A 20,293-nucleotide genomic window follows, 5' to 3' on the forward strand; every position below is an offset into this window, starting at 1 on the left:
GGGGGCTTCCGCGGCAAGCGCGTGGTCAGTGGCCGGGGAAGTGGATCAGGGCGGTTGCTTCGATGCCGTCGGTGCGCAGTGCGTCCGCACCGCCTAGGTCCGGCAGGTCGACCAGGAACTGGGCTTGCGTGACGACCGCACCAGCCTTGTGGAGGAGGCGGACGGCGGCGCGGGCGGTGCCGCCGGTGGCGATCAGGTCGTCGACCAGCAGGACGCGGGCGCCGGGGGCGAAGGCGTCGGCGTGGATCGCGATGCGGTCGGTGCCGTATTCGAGCGCGTAGTCCTCTGCGATGGTGGCGCCGGGGAGCTTGCCGTCCTTGCGGATCAGCAGGACGCCGGCCTTCAGCGGTGCGGCGAGCGCGGCGGCGAACAGGAAGCCGCGGGCTTCGATGCCGGCGACCAGATCGACGGGGCCGGAGACCGCCGCGACCATCCGCTCGATCGCGGTCGCCCAGCCGTGTGGGTCGAGCAGCAAGGTGGTGATGTCGCGGAACTGGATGCCGGGCTTGGGGAAGTCCGGAATGGTACGGATCAGCGCCTTCAGGTCGGCGTTGCGCTCGTTGGTCTCGGACATGGACGTTCCCTTCTTCGCGCGAAGCGGCGGCCGTATCGCGGTGCTGCGCGACGGCCAAAACGAAAGCGGCGGATCAGGCTGTTCGCCCGTCCGCCGCTCCCTCTATCCTTGCGCCCTTACCGCGGGAGCCCGGCCGTCATCAATGCTTAACGTCGCGCCAGACGTTCTGGTACGCGCCCCAGGCGAGGCCGCAGAAGATCAGGATGAAGATGATCGACGCGAACCCGGCGGCATGGCGCGCCTCGAGGTTAGGCTCGGCGGTCCAGGTCAGGAACGCCGCGACGTCCGTCGACATCTGCTCCTTGGTCGCCTTCGTCCCGTCCGCATAGCCGACCTGACCATCGGACGTCAGCGGTGGCGGCATCGCGATGTTGAGGTTCGCGAAATACGGGTTGTAGTGCAGACCCTCAGGCGTCTTGATGTCCGGGAATTCCTTCAGCATCTTCGCCGACTGCGGCTGGTAGCCGGTCAGCAGCGAGTGGATGTACGCACCACCATCATGGCGTGCCTTGGTCATCAGCGATAGGTCGGGCGGCAGCGCGTTGTTGTTGGCGGCGCGGGCGGCGACGTCGTTGGCGAACGGCAGCGGGAAGTGATCCGACGGGATGTTCTTCCGCGTGGCCGCCTCGCCCGTCTCCGGGTTGATCGACGGCTGCTCGATCACCCACTGGTTGGCGATCGCCTTAACCTCGGGCTCCGAATAGCCGATCTTCTGCAAGTCGCGGAACGCCACCAGGCGCAGCGAGTGGCAGGCCGCGCAAACTTCCTTGTAGACCTGGAAACCGCGCTGGAGCTGGCGACGGTCGAACTTGCCGAACACGCCGTTCGAGGCGAGGTCCAGCTCCTTCGGGTGGAGATGATACTCGCTCTCGGCGGTGGCCGCGACGGGGTCGGTGATGGCCCCGTAGACGCTGCCGAACAGCGCGATGCCGAGCACCAGCACGAAGGCCGCGCCGACCAGGGATGCGATGAGACGAACCATGTGTGTGTCCTCTAGTTCGTATCAGTGCGCGGTGTGCGGCGCAGAAGCCGTCGACAGCGCGGTCTGGGCCGGGCTCGTACCACCGTGATTGGCCAGGACGGCCTCGGTGATCGAGTTAGGCAACGGCCGCGGACGCTCGGCGCGCGAGATCAGCGGCAGGATGATCAGGAAATGCGCGAAGTAATAGGCCGCGCAGATCTGGCTCAGGATCACGTAGGTCGCCGTCGCCGGTGCACCGCCGCAATAGCCGAGGATCAGGATGTCGGCGACCAGCACCCAGAACGCGATCCGCGCCTTCGGACGATAGTTCATCGACCGCACCGGCGAACTGTCCAGCCAGGGCAGAAAGAACAGCAGCAGGATCGAGCCGAACATCGCCAGCACGCCCCAGAGTTTGGCCGGCAGGATGAAGTCCGCGGTGAAGGCGCGCAGGATCGCGTAGAACGGCCAGAAATACCATTCGGGGACGATGTGCGCGGGCGTCGAGAGCGGGTTCGCCGGAATGTAATTGTCCGGGTGGCCGAGATAATTCGGGAAGAAGAACAGCAGGCCGGCGAAGATCAGCATGAAGATGCCGAGCCCGAAGCCGTCCTTGGCGGTGTAGTATGGGTGGAACGGGACGGTGTCCTGCTCGCCCTTCACGTCGACGCCGGTCGGGTTGTTCGAACCCGGAATGTGCAGCGCCCAGATGTGCAGGATAATGACGCCCGCGATCACGAACGGCAGCAGGTAATGCAGCGAGAAGAAGCGGTTGAGCGCGGCATTGTCCGGTGCGAATCCGCCCAGCAGCCAGATGCGGATGGTGTCGCCGACCAGCGGGATCGCCGAGAAGAACCCGGTGATGACCTGCGCGCCCCAGAAGCTCATCTGGCCCCACGGAAGCACGTAGCCCATGAACGCGGTCGCCATCATCAGCAGGAAGATCACCACGCCGAGCAGCCACACCATCTCGCGCGGTGCCTTGTACGAGCCGTAATAGAGCCCGCGGAAGATGTGCGTGTAGACGACGATGAAGAACATCGAGGCGCCGTTCGCGTGGGCGTAGCGCAGGAACCAGCCGGCGTTGACGTCGCGCATGATGCTCTCGACCGAGTCGAATGCGACCGCGCCGTTGGCGGCATAGTGCATCGCCAGCACGATGCCGGTGACGATCTGGATCGCCAGCGCGGCGCCGGCGAGGACGCCGAAGTTCCAGAAGTAATTGAGGTTGCGCGGGACGGGATAGCCGCCGCCGAGTGAATTGTAGACGAGCCGGGGAACGGGAAGCCGCTCGTCCAGCCACCGCGTCAGCGGCAGCTTCGGTTCGTATTGCTTGGCCCAGGGAAAGCTCATGGTGTTTTCCTCAGCCTATCGTGACGACGGTGTCGGAGTTGAAGGCGTAGTCCGGAACGTGGAGGTTCGACGGAGCGGGGCCTTTGCGGATGCGTGCGGCGGTGTCGTAGGCCGAGCCGTGGCACGGGCAGAAATAGCCGCCGAACGGCCCTTTGTTCTCGCCCTCGCCCGCGCCGAGCGGAACGCAGCCGAGATGCGTGCAGACGCCCAGCGTGATCAGCCAGTTCTTCTTGCCTGCCTTGGTGCGCTGCTCCAGCGTCTGCGGATCGCGCAGCGTTGAGATGTCGACGGCGTCGGCTTCCGAAATTTCCTTCGGCGTCAGGTTGCGGACGAAGAGAGGCTGCTTGCGGAAGCTGGTCTTGATCGCCTGGCCGGGAAGGATCTTCGACAGGTCGATCTCGGTGGTCGACTGCGCGAGCACGTCTGCGCTCGGGTTCATCTGGTTGATCAGCGGCAGGACGATCGCGACCGCGCCTACCCCTGCGAAGGATACCGCGGCGATGTTGATGAAATCACGGCGGCGAGGATCATGGGCCTCTTCGTGAAACGGCTCTGGCGATTCGCCGGGAGGAACCATGTCGTCGACTGTCGCCATTCATCTCGCCCTTGCACGTTATTTTTTTCGTGGCCTGGCGGGGTTTCCGGTTTCGACGAACCGTTGCCCACCCTGCCCGACCGTCCCCACGGAGGCTGGCCTTTGATAGACGGCGGGGTGCGGGTTTGCCAACTGCATTTTGCTTTGGGTTACCGTCCGGCCCTCTTCGCGCTAAGGGATCGGGCATGAGAATTGCCCTCTATCAGCCCGATATCGCCGGAAATGTCGGCGCGATCCTGCGGACCGCAGCGTGCATGGGGATCGGCGTCGACCTGATCGAACCGATGGGATTCACCTGGAGTGAGAAGGCGGTCGCGCGCTCGGGGATGGATTATGTGGGGGCGGTCGACGTGGTGCGGCATGTCGATTGGGACACTTTCCTGGCGCAGGTACAGGGGCGGATCGCGTTGCTGACGACGAAGGGCGCGGTGCGACTGGATGTCGCCGAGTTTCGCGAGGACGACGTGTTGTTGATGGGGAGCGAGGGGACTGGGGTGCCTGAGGAGGTGCATGCGCGCGCCGATGTGCGGGTGCTGATCCCGATGCGGCCTGGGTTGCGGTCGATGAACATTTCCGTGGCGACCGGGATCGTCGCGGCGGAGGCCTTGCGGCAAACCGGCGGCTGGCCGGCATGACTCTTCTGCTCCCCTCCCTGGAAGGGAGGGGTCGGGGGTGGGTCGGCCGGCTTTAGCCACCAGCGGTCGGATGCGCGGACGCCGACCCACCCCCAGCCCCTCCCTTCCAGGGAGGGGAGCAGAAGAGGCAGCCCTCATCGCCGGTACGCCCGTTACCCTTTCAAGCGTGGCTCGCCGCCGGTAAGACGCCCGCATGATCGACCTCGACCCCCAGCAAGCCGCCGCCCGAACCTGGTTCGAATCCCTGCGCGATCGCATCTGCGCGGAGTTCGAGGCGATCGAGCGGGAGGCGGGCTCCGACGCGTCGTTCGAGTACATGCCGTGGGACCGGATCGATCCGTCGGGTGAACCCGGCGGCGGCGGCGTGCGCGGCGTCATGAAGGGCAAGGTCTTCGAGAAGGTCGGCGTCAACGTCTCGACCGTCGGTGGGACGTTCGAAGGCGATTTCGCCAAGTCGATCCACGGGGCCGGCGAAGACCCCCGCTTCTTCGCGACCGGGATCAGCCTGGTCGCGCACATGACCAACCCGCACGTGCCCGCGGTTCACATGAACTGTCGCTTCCTCAACACGACCAAGCGCTGGTTCGGCGGCGGCGGCGATCTCAACCCGCCCTTGCCGATCGAGGAGGATACGGTCGACTTTCACGCAACGATGAAGGCGGCGTGCGACGCGCACGATCCGGCGCACTATCCCCGGTTCAAGGAATGGGCGGAGACGTATTTCTACATCCCGCACCGGAAAGTGAGCCGCGGTGCGGGCGGCATCTTCTTCGACCATCTCGACGGTGATTTCGACGCGAACTTCGCGTTCACTCGCGATGTCGGCGAGGCGTTTCTAGATGCCTATCCGCGGATCGTGCGGCGGCGGATGGATACGCCGTTCGATGCGGCCGACGAGGCGCAGATGCTCGAATGGCGCGGGCGGTATGCCGAGTTCAATCTCGTCTATGATCGCGGCACGCTGTTCGGGCTGAAGACCGGTGGCAACATCGACGCGATCCTGATGAGCCTGCCGCCGCGCGCGACGTGGTCGTGATCCAGTGGCGCTAATCCCGGTTGCCGACGATGTCCTCGCGACGATCGTCACGACGCTGGAAATGCGAACGCGGCCACCGCTGCGGCCGAGCCCGGGATCGCGGTTGCGGCTTGTGAAGTGGGAGCGGCCCGCGCTGGAGAAGTATCGCGCGCTGTTCCGGCGGGTGGGGAGCCCGTGGCTGTGGTTCTCGCGGCTGGTGATGGCGGACGATGCGCTGTCGGCGATCGTGCATGATCCGGGAATCGCAGTGTATGCGGTGCTCGATCCGGCGGGGATCGAGGTCGGGATGCTCGAACTCGATTTCCGCGTGGCGGGGGCGTGCGAGATCTCGTATTTCGGGCTGATCCCGGAGCTGGCGGGACAGGGGCACGGCCGGTGGTTGATGGCCGAGGCTTGCGCACGCGCCTGGGCGAAGGGGGTTGAGCGGGTCTGGCTACACACCTGCACGCTCGATCATCCTAGCGCGCTGGGGTTTTATTGGGCGCAGGGGTTCGTGGCGGTGAAGCGGACGATCGAGACGTTTCCCGATCCGCGGGCTTCCGGCTTGTTGCCGCCGGAGACGGCGCCGCAGATCCCGTATTTGGGTAAGCGGGGCTAGGTAGAAAAACATGTTTCCCCGCGAAGGCGGGGATCCAGACTGGGCTCCCGCCTTCGCGGGAGAACAAGGAGGCGGTAGGAGCATGTGTGATGCTTCTGGCCTCGGACTAGCTTTGAGGCTCGCCCCCTACCGCGCCAGCCGCCGATAAGCAGAGATCGCTATCAGGGCCATCGCGATACCCGCCGCCATCGCCGCCACCGCGGCGCCGGCGTCGACGATCGCCAGCGCAACCGGGTTGGCCGGCCCGCCGTCGCGCAACGCCTTGTCGGCCATCATGAACGGCGCGCCGACGAGCCAGCCGCTGATATAGCTGAACGCGGCCAGACCCATCAGCGGGAGCCCCGAGCCTCGGCTGAGCGTGAAGCTGCGTCGGATCGCAGCCAGCGCACCAAGCGGGGCTTCGGCGAACATTGCCGGGCCGGTCAGCATCGTCCGGCCGAGTATGTAGAGGCCGGGGATCGCGTACAGCAGCAGCCCTGCGCCGGCCGGTAGCGACACGATCACCATCGCCAGCAGGAAGCGCGGGAAGATCCGCAGGCACCGCTTCAATGCCTGCCGCAGGTCGAGATGCTCGCGGTCGAGATACAGCGCGTAGAACAGCGACGTGCCGAAGAAGCTCATCACATAGGCCAGCAGATACCAGCCGCCATGCGCCGCAGCCCAGGTCTGCACCGCATCGGCCCAGACCATCGCCTGCGCTTCGTTATTGCCCGCCGCGGCATCGGGCATCGGCGGATCGGGAACGACCAGCGCGAGCGCAAAGGCAGGCAGGAACAGGAACGGTGCGGCGATCCGCAGCAACAGGTCGCGGTCGCGCTTGAACAGCGTCCAGGCGTCGGTGAGGACGGTCGCGAAATCGAGCTTCATCGGGGATTTCATTCCTGGGGAAGTTTCTCTCTGACCGCGACGTAGAGCTGCGCGGTGAAGACCGCGGCGAGCGCGGTGAAGACGGTGGTGACGATCGTCGCGACCACGCCCGACAGGAAGGTCGCGGTGGCGCTTCCGTCGGCGCCGAGCGCGAGGCGGAATATGATCCCGGTCACCGACTGCGCGGCCCAGGTGGACACGAGCATGACGATCGCGAACAGGATCAACACGCCGATGATCCGCCACGTCAGCCCCTTGGTGAGTTGGACCGAACGGCGGATCGCACCGATCCCGCGACGCTCGTTGAGGATGACCGGGTTGAGCAACACCAGTCGAGCGCCGATCCAGATCGCCACCAGCAGAAAGGCAAGCCCGTACAGCGCCACGAATGCCGCCGCATTCGCGCTGGGCGGAGTGATCTGGACGCTCGATCCGCTGGCCGCAGCCGCGAAATCGAACCCCGAATTGAGCAGTACGATCACCGGCGGCACCACGAACAGCGCTGCCACGAACGTCAGCAACATCGTGATGCCGAGCGCCGGGAGCACGCGCTTGCCCGCCACGCGACGCGCTTCGGCGGCGTTGGTGGCGGGATCCGTCGCGATCGCGACGATCGCCAACTGTGCCCAGATCACCGCGACCAGTGCGGCGATCGCCAGCGTGGCGCCGACCAGCGCGAACGTCAGCGTACCAGGCGTCGAGAAGGCGGCGAAGCCATCGCGGAGCACGCTGGGCAGCGCTATACCGAGCAGCGCGATCGGTGCGATCATGCCGGTGCGCCCGTTCAGCACCTCGATCGTGCGATCCCAGACCGTTCCCATCTTCACGCGTGCGTTGACTATGCCCGTCGTTGCGCCCGTCGTTGCCATGCCCGTGCTCCCGCCATTCCCGTTCCTGCGCGAGGTAGCCCAAGCCCTCGCGCTTGACCACATGGTTGAAGGGCTCGTCGCGGTTGCAACTTGCGGCACGGGTGCGCAATTGGGATCGGTGATCACCCCTCCCCTCTCCGATATCGAATGGCGGACCAGCGCCGGCCTTACCCCCTATGCGGATGCGCTGGCCGAAATGGAGGCGCGCGCGGTTGCCGTCGGCACCGGTGAGGCGCGCGAACTGCTGTGGATGCTCGAACATCCGCCGGTCTACACCGCGGGCACCAGCGCCGAGCCGGGCGACCTGATCGACGCGCGCTTTCCGGTGATTCCGACCGGGCGCGGCGGGAAATACACCTATCATGGGCCGGGGCAGCGGATCGGCTATGTCGTGCTCGACCTCACCAAGCGCGGACGCGACGTGCGCTGTTACGTCCACGCGCTCGAATCCTGGGTGATCGCAGCGCTGGGCGAGCTCGGCGTCGAGGCGTTCGCGGTCGATGGCCGGGTCGGCATCTGGACGCTCGATCCCAATGCTCCGGGGGGTCGCGAGGCCAAGATCGGGGCGATCGGGGTGCGGGTCAAACGCTGGGTGACGCTCCATGGCTTCTCGGTCAACGTCGACCCGGACCTGTCGCACTTCGGTGGTATCGTGCCCTGCGGCCTGCCGGAATACGGCGTTACCAGCCTGCAATCGCTCGGCATTCCGGCCGACCTTGCAACTTTCGACGCAGCCCTGGCGTTGACGGCCGATGCTTTCCTTGAAACAGTTTCTTGTCCTTGAGAAAACGAGGCTTGAGGGCAAAGCGTTATCGGATTAATGTCCACTACGATTTGGGTATTAAGGGCGAGCAGCCAGCCAAATCCTCTATCTAGGGAGCTTCCACATGCGTGCACTCATTTCCAAGGTTCTGACCGGTTCGCTGATCGCCAGCGCAGCACTCGCTGTTTCGGCTTGCGGTCCCAAGACCGAGACCACGACCGACAACACGATGGTCACCGACATGAACGCCACTGAGGGCATGGACACGATGTCCGACAACATGACCGCAGTCGACGGCGCGTCGAACGGTGGCATGATGGCCAACGACACCATGATGGCGAACGACACGATGATGTCGAACGACACCATGATGACGAACAACGCGATGACCACCAACGCAATGTAATTTCCGCAAGGGAACTACGACGTTGTGGAGGGCCGCCCGGGCAACCGGGCGGCCCTTTTCGTTATTGGCGGCGCGCGATGGTTTCGGCGATCGCAACGCGTGCGGCCGCACCCTCTATTGGGCACTCTACGGCACCCCCACGGCATCGTCGTCGAGCGATCGTTTCGGCGCCGACGAATTTTTGACGTTCCCACCCGGCAACGGCGTCGGACGACGGGTTGAAAAGGTTAAAATCGCTTGGGAGTTTCACGGAAACGCTTTAGATTCGATCACTTGGAATGCCCTGGGGAGGTTGGAATGAAGGTGTTGCGTACCGCGCTCGCGCTTTGCGTGGCGTCGAGCGGGCTCGCTGTGGCGCAGTCGGCGTCGGCGCAGTTCTTTTTACAGTCGCGCGATTTCTCGGGCGCAGCCGTCACCGGTGAAGAATCCGACCTTGGCCAGGCCCTGCCCGGCGCGACGTCGGCGGAAATGCGCGCGGCGTTGGTATGGCACATGCGCGCGGCGCTCAACGTCGCGGCGTTGCAGTGCCAGTTCGAACCGACCTTGCTGACGGTGCCGAACTATAATTCGATCCTGGCCGATCACGGCGAGGAGCTGAAGGGGGCGTTCGACACGCTCACCAAATACTTCCTGCGCGTGAACAAGGCGGCGGGGCCCAGGGCGGGTCAGGGCGCGCTCGACCAGTTCGGGACGCGGACCTATTCGAGCTTTGCCACCGTGGCCGCGCAATACGGCTTTTGCCAGACCGCAGGGTCGATCGGGCGCGATGCGGTGTTCGCACCGCGCGGGCATTTCTTCGAGGTCGCACTCGCCCGCTCGCGCGAGTTGCGCAACAGCCTGATCCCGTGGGGCGAGCAGCGCTTTCCCCGGTACATCGGTCGCGAACGGGGAGCACCGATGATGATCCGCCTCGATCCGATCTGCTGGAACAAGAAGGGCGAATGGGTCGTGAAGAAATGCGGCGCGCAGAACTGGCCACCGGCCGGTATGGGTATGGCGACTCGCTGAGTCAGCTGGCCGAGGGTTGAGTGATCTGGGGTACGCCCGCGCTCACCCTTCGCACCCGGCAAGTGGCCGCTAGGCCTTCAATGTTCAACATCTTGACCGCCTGGCCTCATGCAATACCCCCGCGAAAGCTGGCGTAGCGCGTGAGGCTAGGGTTAGCGCAGGCCGAGCAGCTTGTGCGTCTGGAGCGACAGTCGCCATTGCGGGCGTTCCATCACCAAATCCACGCAGGCCTCGCGGTTCGCATCCGCCCGGGGATCATCGAGCGGCTGAAGCAGGAAGTTCTCGAAATTCCAGGTCTCGACTTCCTCGATGTCGCTACCCGGTTGCGGCCAGACCAGCTTCAGTTCGTGCCCGACACGCTGGACGACGATGCTGCCCGCCTTGGGGCTGATGCAGATCCAGTCGATACCGGGATGCGCCGGAATCGTACCGTTGCTCTCCATCGCGATGCGGAAGCCGTACGCATGCAGCGCATCGACGATAGCGTCGTCGATCTGGAGCATCGGCTCGCCACCGGTCAGGACGACGAAGCGATCGTGCATCCCTTCTCCCCAGAAGCCCGCTACTGCTGACGCCAAGGCTTGCGCATCGGCGAACTTGCCGCCGCCCAGCCCGTCGGTGCCGACGAACTCGGTGTCGCAGAACTTGCAGACCGCGGTCGCGCGATCCTGTTCGCGGCCCGACCACAGGTTGCAGCCGGCGAACCGGACGAACACCGCGCGGCGACCGGCGTTGACGCCCTCACCTTGCAACGTGAGGAACATTTCCTTGACGGCGTAGCTCATGTCAGGCCGGCTTGACGGCGTAGCGCGTCGGATCGGCGATCCCCGCCTCGTCGAAGCCACGCGAACGCAGGCGGCAGCTGTCGCACTCGCCGCAATGCTCACCGGCGGATGTCGGATCGTAGCATGACCAGCTCAGGCCCAGATCGAGCCCGAGGCGCGTGCCTTCGCGGACGATATCCGCCTTGGTCATCATCTGGAGCGGCGCCTGGATGCGGAACGGTTCGCCTTCGACACCGGCCTTGGTGGCGAGTTCGGCGAGGCCTTCGAAGGCGGCGATGAACTCGGGGCGGCAATCGGGATAGCCGGAGTAATCGAGCGCGTTGACGCCGATATAGATGTCGCGCGCGCCGGCCGCCTCGGCCCAGCCGAGCGCGAGGCTGAGGAAGATCGTGTTGCGTGCAGGGACGTAGGTGACGGGAATGCCACCGCCGTCTTCGGTACCAGCGCCGTCCTTCGGCACGTCGATGTCGGCGGTCAGCGCGGATCCGCCGAACGCGGAGAGGTCCATCGGCAGGACGATGTGGCGCTCGGCACCGAGCGCGCTGGCGACGCGGCGCGCGGCGTCGAGCTCGATCCGGTGACGCTGGTTATAATCGAACGACAGTGCGAGCACGCGCTGGCCGGCTTCGCGCGCGAGGGCGGCGGATACCATCGAGTCGAGCCCGCCCGAGACGAGGGCGACCGCAAAGGGAGCAGGGGATGTCATGATGCATGTTCGCTAGGCCAGCGAGCGCAAAAAAGAAAGGGGCCGCCCGGCGGAGCGGCCCCGAGTTTGGCGCGGACGCGCGCCACAAGGGAGAAAACGTGCTGAATAAGAGCACGTGACCGGAGATAGGGGCGAGGCGTAAAATTGCGGTTAATGCCACTTTGCCCTCTCCCCTCCGGGGAGAGGGAAGGAGGAGCCGTAGGCGACGGAAGGGCGAGGGGTGTTGGGACTGGTGTCCTGAGCCTCACGCCCCTCACCCTCCCACGCTTCGCGCGGCCCCCTCCCTCTGCCCTGCAGGGAGAGGGCTTTATCCCTCCACCGGCACCGGGAATTTCTTCGCGCAGAACGCACAGTCGACGATGATGAAGCCGGTCTCGTCCGCCATCGACTGGCGCTCCTCCAGGGGAAATTTCGATATTACGCCCTTGATGTAATCCGGATCGCAGCGGCACCCGCGCATGATCGGGATATCCGCGAGGATGCGGACGTCCTCCTCCTCATTGAACAGGCGCCACACCAGCGTTTCCAGTGGCAACGTCGCATCGGTCAGTTCGTCGACGCCCATTGTGCTGCCGAGCGTGGCGACATGCTCCCATTCCGGATGATCGAGCTTGGTGTGCAACCGCTCACGACCGTCCTCGCCTTCGGGGAGATGCTGGAGGAACAGCCCGCCGGAGATGCAGCGACCGTCGGGACCCTTCGCCATGCCGGTGCGGATCATCGTCGGGATCTGCTCAGACTGCGTGAAATAGCTCTGGGCGGCCTGCGACAGCGTATCGCCGTCGAGCGGCACGATGCCCTGATAGCGCTCGTTGCTAGTCGCCATGTCGAACGTGATCGCGAGATAGCCGGCACCGAACAGCGCGAACAGCGATGGCTCGGCAGGCGCTTCGGCGAGCTTGTCCGCGTCGTACTCGATATAGCCGCGCACTTCGCCGCCACGATAGTCGCAGACGAGCAGCTGGACGACGCCGTTGTCGGTGCGCGTTTGCATGGTGAGCTGACCGCTCGAATCCTTGAGCGTAGAACCGATCAGCGCCGCGAGCGTGAGCGCCTCGGCGAGCAATTTCTCGATCGCGGGCGGATAGGCATGCGCGGCAAGCACTTCGTCGAGCGCGGTGCCGAGCCGCACGATCCGGCCGCGTGCACTGCGCGCGGGGATCGCGAAGGCCAGCGCACGGTCGAGATCGGTCACGTTGGGATCGAATTTTGGCGTATCGTTCATCGTCCGCCAGATGGTGACCCTGCCCGTTCAGGTCAACCGATCTGCCCGAAGCACCAGCGCAGCACCGACTTCTGCGCGTGGAGCCGGTTCTCTGCTTCCTGCCAGATCAACGACTGCGGGCCGTCGATCACGTCGGGCGTGACTTCCTCGCCGCGGTGCGCGGGGAGGCAGTGGAGGAACTTCGCGTCGGGCTTGGCGAGTACCATCAACGCGGCGTCGACCTGGTACGGGGTGAGCGCCTTCAGCTTGGCCTCGGCATGCGCCTGCCCCATCGAGATCCAGGTGTCGGTGACGACGATGTCCGCGCCCTCGACCGCCTCGCGCGGATCGGCCACGACGCGGGCGCGCCCTGACGCGCGGACGATCGCCTCTTCCTCCGGCTGGAATCCCTGCGGGCACGCAGCCACGACGTCGAACTGCATCAGCCCGGCCGCCTCGACGATCGAGGCGAGCACGTTGTTGCCGTCACCAAGCCACGCGACCTTGAGGCCGGGCAGCGTCTTGCCGCTCTCGATGATCGTCAGCAGGTCGGCCATGATCTGGCACGGATGCGACGCGTCGGTCAGGCCGTTGATGACCGGGACCGAGGCATAATGCGCCATCTCCTCGATCTTGGCATGATCGTCGGTGCGGATCATGATCGCGTCGACATAGCCCGACAGGATGCGCGCGGTGTCGGCGATCGACTCGCCGCGGCCGAGCTGCATCGAGCCGCCGTCGGACACGATCGAGGTGCCGCCGAGCTGGCGGATCGCCATGTCGAACGAGAAGCGCGTACGGGTGGAGCTCTTCTCGAACACCATCGCGAGCGTGTGGCCGGCGAGCGGTGCATCGGTGTCGACGCGGCCCTTGGGGAAGCCGGCGCGCGCCGCCTTGCGGTCGAGTGCGTCGGTCAGCATAGCGGCGATGCCGTCGGCTCCGGCGTCGGTGAGATTCAGGAAATGGCGGATGGTCAAAGCATCGGCTCCAGTCATGCAGGCCGTTATTCGGTAAAACCGTTCGTCCTGAGTAGGGGCTGAGCGAAGCCGAAGACCCGTATCGAAGGGCCTGGTATCGAAGGTCGCGCCCGGTATCGGCGGGCCCTTCGATACGCCATTTCGGCTTCGCTCAATGGCTACTCAGGATGAGCGGAAAATTTCAATCGTCGGCAGCGGGTACGTAGACGCGCGCGGCGGTCGACAGCTTGTCGATGCACTCGGCGATGTGGCTCTCGTCGATCACCAATGGCGGCAGGATGCGGACGACGTTCTCGCCCGCCGATACCAGCAGCAGATTGTGGTTGTCGCGCGCGAACGCGACGAACGCGCGACTGTCGCTCTTGAGCTTCAGCCCGAGCATCAGCCCGGTACCGCGGACGCTGTCGAACAAATGATCGTGGTTGGGGATCATCTGCTCGAGCCCCTGCCGCAACCGGTCGCCCATCGCGGTGACGTTGTCGAGGAACCCGTCCTCGAGCATCACGTCGAGGATCGCCTCGCCCGCCGCCATCGCCAGCGGGTTGCCGCCATAGGTGGATCCATGCGTGCCGGCGACCATGCCCTTGGCCGCTTCCTCGGTCGCGAGGCAGGCGCCGAGCGGGAAGCCGCCGCCGATACCCTTGGCGACCGCCATGATGTCCGGCGTGATGCCGTACAACTCATGCGCGAAGAACTTGCCGGTACGCCCATAGCCACACTGGACCTCGTCGAGCACCAGCAGCAGGCCGTGCTCGTCGCACGCCTTGCGCAGGCCGGTGAGGAACTCGTGGCTCGCCTGGCGGATACCGCCCTCGCCCTGGATCGGCTCGACCAGGAAGCCCGCGGTGTTGTCGTCGATCAGCGCGAGCGCGCCTTCGAGATCGTTGAACTTCGCATAGGCGAACCCCGGCAGCAACGGCTCGAACCCGTCGCGCATCTTCGCCTGATTGGTCGCCGAGATCGCACCGAGCGTGCGCCCATGGAACGCGGTATCGAACGTGATCAGCGTGTGACGCTGCGGATTGCCGTTGGCGAAGTGATAGCGCCGCGCGGTCTTGATCGCGCACTCGACCGCTTCCGCACCCGAATTGGTGAAGAACACGGTGTCGGCGAAACTGTTATCGACGAGGCGCTGCGCAAGGTGCTCGCCCTGCGGCGACCCGTACAGGTTCGACACGTGCATCAGCGTCGCGGCCTGCTCGGCGATCGCCTTGGTCAGATGCGGGTGGCCGTGGCCAAGCGCGTTGACCGCGATGCCGCTGGCGAAATCGAGATACTGCTGGCCGTCCTCGCCGAAGAGGTACGCGCCCTCGCCTCGGACCGGACGCACGCCACACCGCGGGTAGACGGGCATGAGCGGGGTGATGGTCACGACGGCAAGCTCCTTCAAACAGCGAGGGCGACCCTTATCGGCCGCCCGAACCGCGTGATACGAGCGCGCGGCGTTGGGGGCAACAACCGCGTGGCATCTCGAGGCAAACGGCGCGGCGAACGGCGCCCCCCCTGCTGCGTATGATTTCACCATAGCTCTTGCCGCACTTGGCAGAAGAGGCGCATGATCATCAGGACGTGGTGCCAGGATCCTGTGCGCTTTGATTCGATTCGAATCACCCCGCCGCACTATAGGGGAGATCACCATGTCTAGAACATTACAGTGTATCGCACTTCTGCTCGCCACGACGTCGGCCGCCTACGCCAAAGACGCCTTCACCGGAACTTGGAAGGGCGACATCAAGGAAAGCGCGCTCTCGACCAAACCTTCGGCTGCACTGATCGACCAGGGGGTCTATACCTGCTCGAGTTGCATCCCCGTGGTCAAGATCGCCGCCGACGGTGCGCTGCATCCGATCGCCGGCCACGCCTATTACGACGCGATGTCGGTGACGATCGTCGATCCGGCCACCGTCAAATATGCGACGAGCAAGGGCGGCAAGTCGATGAGCGACGCCACCGCGACGCTGTCCGCCGACAATAGTTCGATGACCACCGTGTTCAACGATACCAGCGCCGCCAACGGTATTGCCGTCACGGGCACGACGGTCAGCGAGCGTGTCACGGCAGGCCCGGTGGGATCGCATGCGGCGTCAGGATCGTGGCGCCAGACGAACCAGACCCAGGTCTCCGACAGCGGCCTCGTGTTCACCTTCGCCAAGGCCGGCAAGGTCGTGACGTATTCGACGCCGACCGGCACATCATACGTCGCGACGACGGGTGGCCCAACGGTCGCCGTCGCCGGAGATCCCGGCTGGACGACGGTGTCGCTCAGTCAGCCAAACCTCAATACGTTGCACGAAACTGATTATCTCGACGGCAAGGTGATCGGCAAATACGTCATGACGGTCTCCCCCGATGGGAAGAAGATGACGATGGACGTCAACGACATCAAATACGGCCGGACGTCGACGTTGGTGGCGTACAGGCAGTAGGCGATCGTCTGAAAGCGACGTCGGTGCCCAGCTAGATTTCACTCTCGCGAACGCGGGAGCCAAGGCTGGGCACCCGCCTTCGCGGGTGAACACAGTGGAGGTGGCGAGCTTGGCGAACTCAGGCCGCCTCCGTGTCGTTTTCGGACGGGCGCGACATCGCCACCCGTTCCCTACACGCTCTACCGTTACGTCACGCGTCGATCGCTTCCTCGTCCATCCGACCCGCGTTCTCCTGGATGAACGCGAACCTGTGCGCGGGGTTGTTGCCCATCAGGCGGTCGACCAAGTCCTTCACCTGCGCGCGCTCCTCATATTCCTGCGGGAGCGTGATGCGGAGCATGCCGCGCGTCGCCGGGTCCATCGTGGTTTCGCGGAGCTGGCTCGGGTTCATCTCGCCGAGGCCCTTGAAGCGGCCGACGTCGACCTTCTTGCCCTTGAAGACGGTGCGTTCGAGTTCGGCGCGATGCGCGTCGTCCCTCGCATAGATGCTCTTGGTGCCGACGGTGAGGCGATAGAGCGGCGGTTGGGCAAGGTAGAGATGCCCACGCCGGACGAGTTCGGGCATCTCCTGGAAGAAGAACGTCATCAGCAGCGTGGCGATGTGCGCGCCATCGACGTCGGCGTCGGTCATGATGACGATGCGTTCGTAGCGGAGCGTATCCGGCGTGCAGTCCTTCCGCGTGCCGCAGCCCAGCGCGAGCGTCAGGTCGGCGATTTCCTGGTTGGCGAAGATCTTGGCGCTGGTCGCCGACGCTACGTTGAGGATCTTGCCGCGGATCGGGAGGATCGCCTGCGTCTTTCGATCACGCGCCTGCTTGGCCGATCCGCCTGCCGAATCGCCCTCGACGATGAACAGCTCGGTGCCTTCAGGCGAGTTCGCCGAGCAGTCGGTGAGCTTGCCGGGCAGGCGGAGTTTCCGCGCGGACGTCGCGGTCTTGCGCTTGACGTCGCGTTCCTGCTTGCGGCGCAGGCGTTCGTCCATCCGCTCCAGCACATAGTTCAGCAGCGCCTTGCCGCGCTCCATGTTGTGGCTGAGGAAATGGTCGAAATGATCGCGCACCGCCTTCTCGACGAGGCCGGCGGCTTCGGGGCTGGTGAGGCGATCCTTGGTCTGGCTCTGGAATTGCGGCTCGCGGATGAAGACCGACAGCATCAACTCGCTGCCGACCATGACGTCGTCCGCGCTGATATCCTTGGTCTTCTTGTTGCCGACGAGATCGCCGAACGCGCGCAGGCCGCGGACCAGTGCCTGGCGCAGGCCTTGCTCATGCGTGCCGCCGTCGGGGGTCGGGATGGTGTTGCAATACCAGCTATACGAGCCGTCGCTCCACAGCGGCCATGCGACCGCCCATTCGACGCGGCCCTGGGTTTCGCCGTTCGCGCTCGGGAAGTCCTGCGAGCCGGAGAAGAAGTCGGAGGTCGCGCACTCGCGGCCGGCGATCTGGTCGCGGAGGTGGTCGGCCAGGCCGCCGGGGAACTGGAACACGGCCTGTGCGGGGGTGTCGTCACCGATCAGGTCGGGGGCGCAGTGCCAGCGGATCTCGACGCCCGCGAACAGATACGCCTTGGAGCGGACGAGCTTGTAGAGGCGCTGCGGCTTGAAGTTCAGTTCGGTGCCGAAGATTTCGGTATCGGGTGTGAAGGCGACGCTGGTGCCGCGACGGTTGGGCGTGGGGCCGAGATGCTCGATCGGACCGAGCGTCAGGCCCTTGGCGAAGCGCTGGCGGTACAGTTGGCGGTCGCGCGCGACTTCGACGACGGTGTCGGACGAGAGCGCATTGACGACGCTGATGCCCACCCCGTGCAGGCCGCCCGATGTCGCATAGGCCTTGCCGGCGAACTTGCCGCCCGAGTGGAGCGTCGAGAGGATCACCTCCAGCGCGGACTTGTCAGGGAACTTCGGGTGCGGATCGACGGGGATGCCGCGGCCATTGTCGACGATCGTGAGGCGGTTGTTCGCCTCCAGCGTGACTTCGATGCGCGTCGCGTGGCCGGCGACCGCCTCGTCCATCGCGTTGTCGAGTACTTCGGCGGCGAGATGATGCAGCGCGCGCTCGTCGGTGCCGCCGACATACATGCCGGGACGGCGGCGTACGGGTTCGAGGCCTTCGAGCACCTCGATCGACGACGCGTCATAGGTGTTGGCGGCGGTTTTGCCGGCGCCGGGCGTCGAGGGGGACGCGAACAGATCTTCAGCCATGGAGGGAACGTAGCCGCAGGCGTCGGACAAAGCCACAGGCTCCGTTTGTTCTCCCTGTGATGCAAAAGTCACATTGATATAGATTGTTGCTTTGGGGGGATAACTTTCGCGGAACCGGCCGTTTATGAAAAACCTGTCATGAAGTTTCCGGGAGTGAATATGAATAAGACGATGATGGTGGCGCTCGCTGGCGCCGCTACGCTGGGTTTTGCCGCAATGCCTGTCGCGGCACAGGAGATCACCGAAGACGCACCGTTCAGCGGCATCTATTTCGGTGCGGCCGGTGGCTATGACGTGCAGCCGAACGACGAAGGTTCGTCGATCCTGTTTGATCGCAACCTCGATGGCCGCTTCGGCGATGCCGTCACCACGGCTGCTGGCGCAAACGCGTTCTCGCCAGGCTTCTGCAACGGCGCCGCACGAAGCAGCACGGCTCCTGCCGTCGGTGGCCGTGGCTGCCGCAACGACAAGGACAACACCGCCTATTACGCGCGCGTCGGCATCGACCAGCAGCGTGGCAACATCGTCGTCGGCGTCGTCGGCGAGTTCGGCAAGTCGAACATCCGCGACAGCGTCACCGCCTTCTCGACCACGCCCGCCTTCTACACGATGACGCGCGACCTCGACTGGGAGGCCTCGATCCGCGGCCGTGTGGGCTATGCGGTCAACACGACGCTGTTCTATGGCACTTTCGGCCCGGGCTACGCGCGCATCAATCGCGATTTCTATTCGAGCAACACCGCCAACGCCTATGCGCAGAGCGGCAAGAAGAACCAGTTCGGCATCACCGGCGGCGGTGGCATCGAGCAGAAGCTCGGCAAGAACATCTCGGTCGGCATGGAATACATGTTCCACCAGTATCAGGACGACGACGCCCGCGTTCTCGTCACGCGCGGCACGCAGCCGGCGAACAACCCGTTCGTGCTCGCGCCGAACACGGCAGGTACCGCGTTCAAGCGCTCGGATGACAACTTTCGTTGGCACAGCCTGCGCGGCACGGTTGCGTTTAGGTTTTAAGGCGAAGGGCGGCCTGCACCAAACTGGTGCAGGACTCGCCCAAGCCCGGCCGGCGCGGCTAGCCGCGGCCGACGACATGGGCTTTGCCCATGGCTAGCTGATTGAGAAAGGGCCGCTTCCACGCATGGGGAAGCGGCCCTTTTTGACTCCATGCAAAGTTTGTTTCCCCGCGAAGGCGGGGACCCAGTCTGGGCTCCCGCCTTCGCGGGAGAACAAGGTGAGGATGCTTGCCCTCAACCGCGTCCACCACCCCGGCGAAGGCCGGGGCCCAATTGGTAGACGCCGCTAATATAGCGAAGCACGCAGTTACTATAACCTTCCCAATTGGGCCCCGGCCTTCGCCGGGGTGGAGCCCGTTTGGAAAAAGCCGCTTCCTCGCCCGAGGAAACGGCCTTTTCTATGTCACGCTAGCCATGGGCAAAGCCCATGTCGTCGGTCGCGGCTAGCCGCGCCGGCCGGGCTTGGGCGTGTCCTGCGCCAGGTTGGCGCAGGCCGCCCGGCGCCTCACCTAGGCCGCGGACCGCCGAACGGCAGCGGCGGAGTCGGACGACGATCGCGACGCGGGAGCTGCGCCTGATACGCGTGGCCGCAATGGTCGACGCAATACGGGAAGCCGGGGTTCACCGCCTTGCCGCAAAAGTGGAAGTCGGGCTCGCCGGGATGGCCGAGCGGCCATTTGCAGATGCGGTCGTTCAGTTCGAGCAGGCTCGTCTTGTTGGCCATCTCGGCCGACGGCTTGGCGGGCACGAGGCGACGCGGCGGGGCCGGCGTGCTCGGTGGCTGCTGCTCGCCGGGTGCCTGGCGGAGGAAGCCGCCGGGACCGACCGAGCGCAGGATCGGCTGCGGCGCACGGACAGGTGCGACGACCGCCGGAGCAGCCTCGTCCTCATCCTCGTCTTCATCGTCCTCAGGCTCTTCGGCGACCGGCTCTGGCTCGACCGGTGCCGCGGGCTTGGCCGCTGCCACGACGGGCGCTGCGACCGGGGCAGGCTTCGGGGCCTCGACCTCAACCGGCTCCGGTGCCGCGACCGGCTCAGGGGCTGCCGCAGCAGCCGACGCCGTTGCCTCGGCCGCAGCCGCCGCCTTAGCCTCGGGATCGTTCGGCTTCACCGGCGACGGGCGCGCCTGTAGCTCGAGGCGATGCGCCTTGCCGATGACGGCGTTGCGGCTGACGCCACCCAGTGCTTCGGCGATCTGGCTGGCGGTCTGGCCGGCCTCCCACATCGTCTTGAGCGTCGCGATGCGCTCGTCGGTCCAGGACATGTTCGTTCCTTAGTCTTGCTCAGCCGGGTTGCGGGCGGCAGCGGCAGCGA

At 65.4% G+C, this 20,293-nt stretch carries 21 protein-coding genes; 8 read left to right on the top strand and 13 right to left on the bottom strand.

The features are described 5' to 3' along the window. Positions 1–25: 25 nt before the first annotated feature. The 4 genes from C8J39_RS14255 to petA form a co-directional block, all read right to left on the bottom strand. Positions 26–574, bottom strand: a complete 549-nt coding sequence (locus C8J39_RS14255) for an adenine phosphoribosyltransferase (protein WP_120301064.1) — start codon at positions 572–574, stop codon at positions 26–28. A 139-nt stretch (positions 575–713) separates the two neighbouring features. Further along, complete coding sequence (locus tag C8J39_RS14260; protein WP_120301065.1) at positions 714–1,556, bottom strand: cytochrome c1; 843 nt, start codon at positions 1,554–1,556, stop codon at positions 714–716. Between the two features lie 21 nt (positions 1,557–1,577). Further along, on the bottom strand, positions 1,578–2,888 hold the full coding sequence (locus C8J39_RS14265; protein WP_120301066.1) for a cytochrome b/b6: 1,311 nt from the start codon (positions 2,886–2,888) through the stop codon (positions 1,578–1,580). 10 nt (positions 2,889–2,898) lie between these two features. Next, complete coding sequence (petA, locus tag C8J39_RS14270) at positions 2,899–3,465, bottom strand: ubiquinol-cytochrome c reductase iron-sulfur subunit (protein ID WP_120301232.1); 567 nt, start codon at positions 3,463–3,465, stop codon at positions 2,899–2,901. A 203-nt stretch (positions 3,466–3,668) separates the two neighbouring features. Between petA and C8J39_RS14275 the strand changes: the two genes are divergently transcribed. The 3 genes from C8J39_RS14275 (at position 3,669) to C8J39_RS14285 (ending at position 5,752) form a co-directional block, all read left to right on the top strand. Then, complete coding sequence (locus C8J39_RS14275) at positions 3,669–4,118, top strand: tRNA (cytidine(34)-2'-O)-methyltransferase (RefSeq protein WP_120301067.1); 450 nt, start codon at positions 3,669–3,671, stop codon at positions 4,116–4,118. Positions 4,119–4,311: 193 nt separating this feature from the next. Further along, the gene (hemF, locus tag C8J39_RS14280; RefSeq protein ID WP_120301068.1) at positions 4,312–5,154 is read left to right on the top strand and encodes an oxygen-dependent coproporphyrinogen oxidase; all 843 of its coding nucleotides are present in this window, start codon (positions 4,312–4,314) and stop codon (positions 5,152–5,154) included. 4 nt (positions 5,155–5,158) lie between these two features. After that, entirely contained in the window at positions 5,159–5,752 is a 594-nt protein-coding gene (locus tag C8J39_RS14285) for an N-acetyltransferase (RefSeq protein WP_120301069.1), read from the top strand. 126 nt (positions 5,753–5,878) lie between these two features. Here C8J39_RS14285 and C8J39_RS14290 read toward each other — a convergent pair whose 3' ends face one another. Together C8J39_RS14290 and C8J39_RS14295 are read right to left on the bottom strand one after the other, a co-directional pair. After that, positions 5,879–6,619 carry a hypothetical protein gene (locus tag C8J39_RS14290; protein WP_120301070.1) on the bottom strand — a complete coding sequence of 247 codons (741 nt, stop codon included), beginning with the start codon at positions 6,617–6,619 and terminating at the stop codon, positions 5,879–5,881. Between the two features lie 8 nt (positions 6,620–6,627). Next, positions 6,628–7,488, bottom strand: a complete 861-nt coding sequence (locus C8J39_RS14295; protein ID WP_165895245.1) for a glycerophosphoryl diester phosphodiesterase membrane domain-containing protein — start codon at positions 7,486–7,488, stop codon at positions 6,628–6,630. Between the two features lie 4 nt (positions 7,489–7,492). Between C8J39_RS14295 and lipB the strand changes: the two genes are divergently transcribed. The 3 genes from lipB to C8J39_RS14310 all read left to right on the top strand — a co-directional run bounded on the left by lipB (position 7,493) and on the right by C8J39_RS14310 (position 9,665). Then, positions 7,493–8,272 (top strand): lipoyl(octanoyl) transferase LipB, encoded by a 780-nt coding sequence (gene lipB, locus C8J39_RS14300; protein ID WP_310793837.1) that lies wholly within the window; start codon positions 7,493–7,495, stop codon positions 8,270–8,272. 103 nt (positions 8,273–8,375) lie between these two features. Beyond that, positions 8,376–8,657: a hypothetical protein gene (locus tag C8J39_RS14305; RefSeq protein WP_056065069.1), complete on the top strand. Its 282-nt coding sequence runs from the start codon at positions 8,376–8,378 to the stop codon at positions 8,655–8,657. 297 nt (positions 8,658–8,954) lie between these two features. Beyond that, entirely contained in the window at positions 8,955–9,665 is a 711-nt protein-coding gene (locus tag C8J39_RS14310; RefSeq protein WP_120301073.1) for a hypothetical protein, read from the top strand. A 152-nt stretch (positions 9,666–9,817) separates the two neighbouring features. Here C8J39_RS14310 and queE read toward each other — a convergent pair whose 3' ends face one another. The 5 genes from queE to C8J39_RS14335 all read right to left on the bottom strand — a co-directional run bounded on the left by queE (position 9,818) and on the right by C8J39_RS14335 (position 14,709). After that, positions 9,818–10,450, bottom strand: coding sequence for a 7-carboxy-7-deazaguanine synthase (gene queE / locus C8J39_RS14315; protein WP_120301074.1), 633 nt, complete (start codon positions 10,448–10,450; stop codon positions 9,818–9,820). Position 10,451: 1 nt separating this feature from the next. After that, entirely contained in the window at positions 10,452–11,156 is a 705-nt protein-coding gene (queC, locus tag C8J39_RS14320) for a 7-cyano-7-deazaguanine synthase QueC (protein WP_120301075.1), read from the bottom strand. 307 nt (positions 11,157–11,463) lie between these two features. Then, a complete protein-coding gene (locus C8J39_RS14325) occupies positions 11,464–12,381 on the bottom strand; it encodes an Hsp33 family molecular chaperone HslO (protein ID WP_120301076.1) in 918 nt (305 codons plus the stop codon). A gap of 32 nt (positions 12,382–12,413) precedes the next feature. After that, a complete protein-coding gene (gene argF / locus C8J39_RS14330) occupies positions 12,414–13,355 on the bottom strand; it encodes an ornithine carbamoyltransferase (protein ID WP_183038005.1) in 942 nt (313 codons plus the stop codon). A 163-nt stretch (positions 13,356–13,518) separates the two neighbouring features. Continuing rightward, positions 13,519–14,709 carry an aspartate aminotransferase family protein gene (locus C8J39_RS14335; RefSeq protein ID WP_107954563.1) on the bottom strand — a complete coding sequence of 397 codons (1,191 nt, stop codon included), beginning with the start codon at positions 14,707–14,709 and terminating at the stop codon, positions 13,519–13,521. A gap of 265 nt (positions 14,710–14,974) precedes the next feature. On the opposite strand from C8J39_RS14335, the gene C8J39_RS14340 reads away from it, so the two are divergent. Next, positions 14,975–15,763, top strand: a complete 789-nt coding sequence (locus C8J39_RS14340; RefSeq protein ID WP_120301077.1) for a hypothetical protein — start codon at positions 14,975–14,977, stop codon at positions 15,761–15,763. 190 nt (positions 15,764–15,953) lie between these two features. Here C8J39_RS14340 and parE read toward each other — a convergent pair whose 3' ends face one another. Next, the gene (parE, locus tag C8J39_RS14345) at positions 15,954–17,963 is read right to left on the bottom strand and encodes a DNA topoisomerase IV subunit B (protein ID WP_120301078.1); all 2,010 of its coding nucleotides are present in this window, start codon (positions 17,961–17,963) and stop codon (positions 15,954–15,956) included. Positions 17,964–18,122: 159 nt separating this feature from the next. On the opposite strand from parE, the gene C8J39_RS14350 reads away from it, so the two are divergent. Further along, the gene (locus C8J39_RS14350; RefSeq protein ID WP_120301234.1) at positions 18,123–18,980 is read left to right on the top strand and encodes an outer membrane protein; all 858 of its coding nucleotides are present in this window, start codon (positions 18,123–18,125) and stop codon (positions 18,978–18,980) included. A gap of 504 nt (positions 18,981–19,484) precedes the next feature. Here C8J39_RS14350 and C8J39_RS14355 read toward each other — a convergent pair. Then, positions 19,485–20,243: a GcrA family cell cycle regulator gene (locus C8J39_RS14355; RefSeq protein WP_120301079.1), complete on the bottom strand. Its 759-nt coding sequence runs from the start codon at positions 20,241–20,243 to the stop codon at positions 19,485–19,487. Positions 20,244–20,293 lie beyond the last annotated feature (50 nt).

Source organism: Sphingomonas sp. PP-CC-1A-547 (genome assembly GCF_003610375.1).
In the GTDB taxonomy this organism is placed as follows: domain Bacteria; phylum Pseudomonadota; class Alphaproteobacteria; order Sphingomonadales; family Sphingomonadaceae; genus Sphingomonas.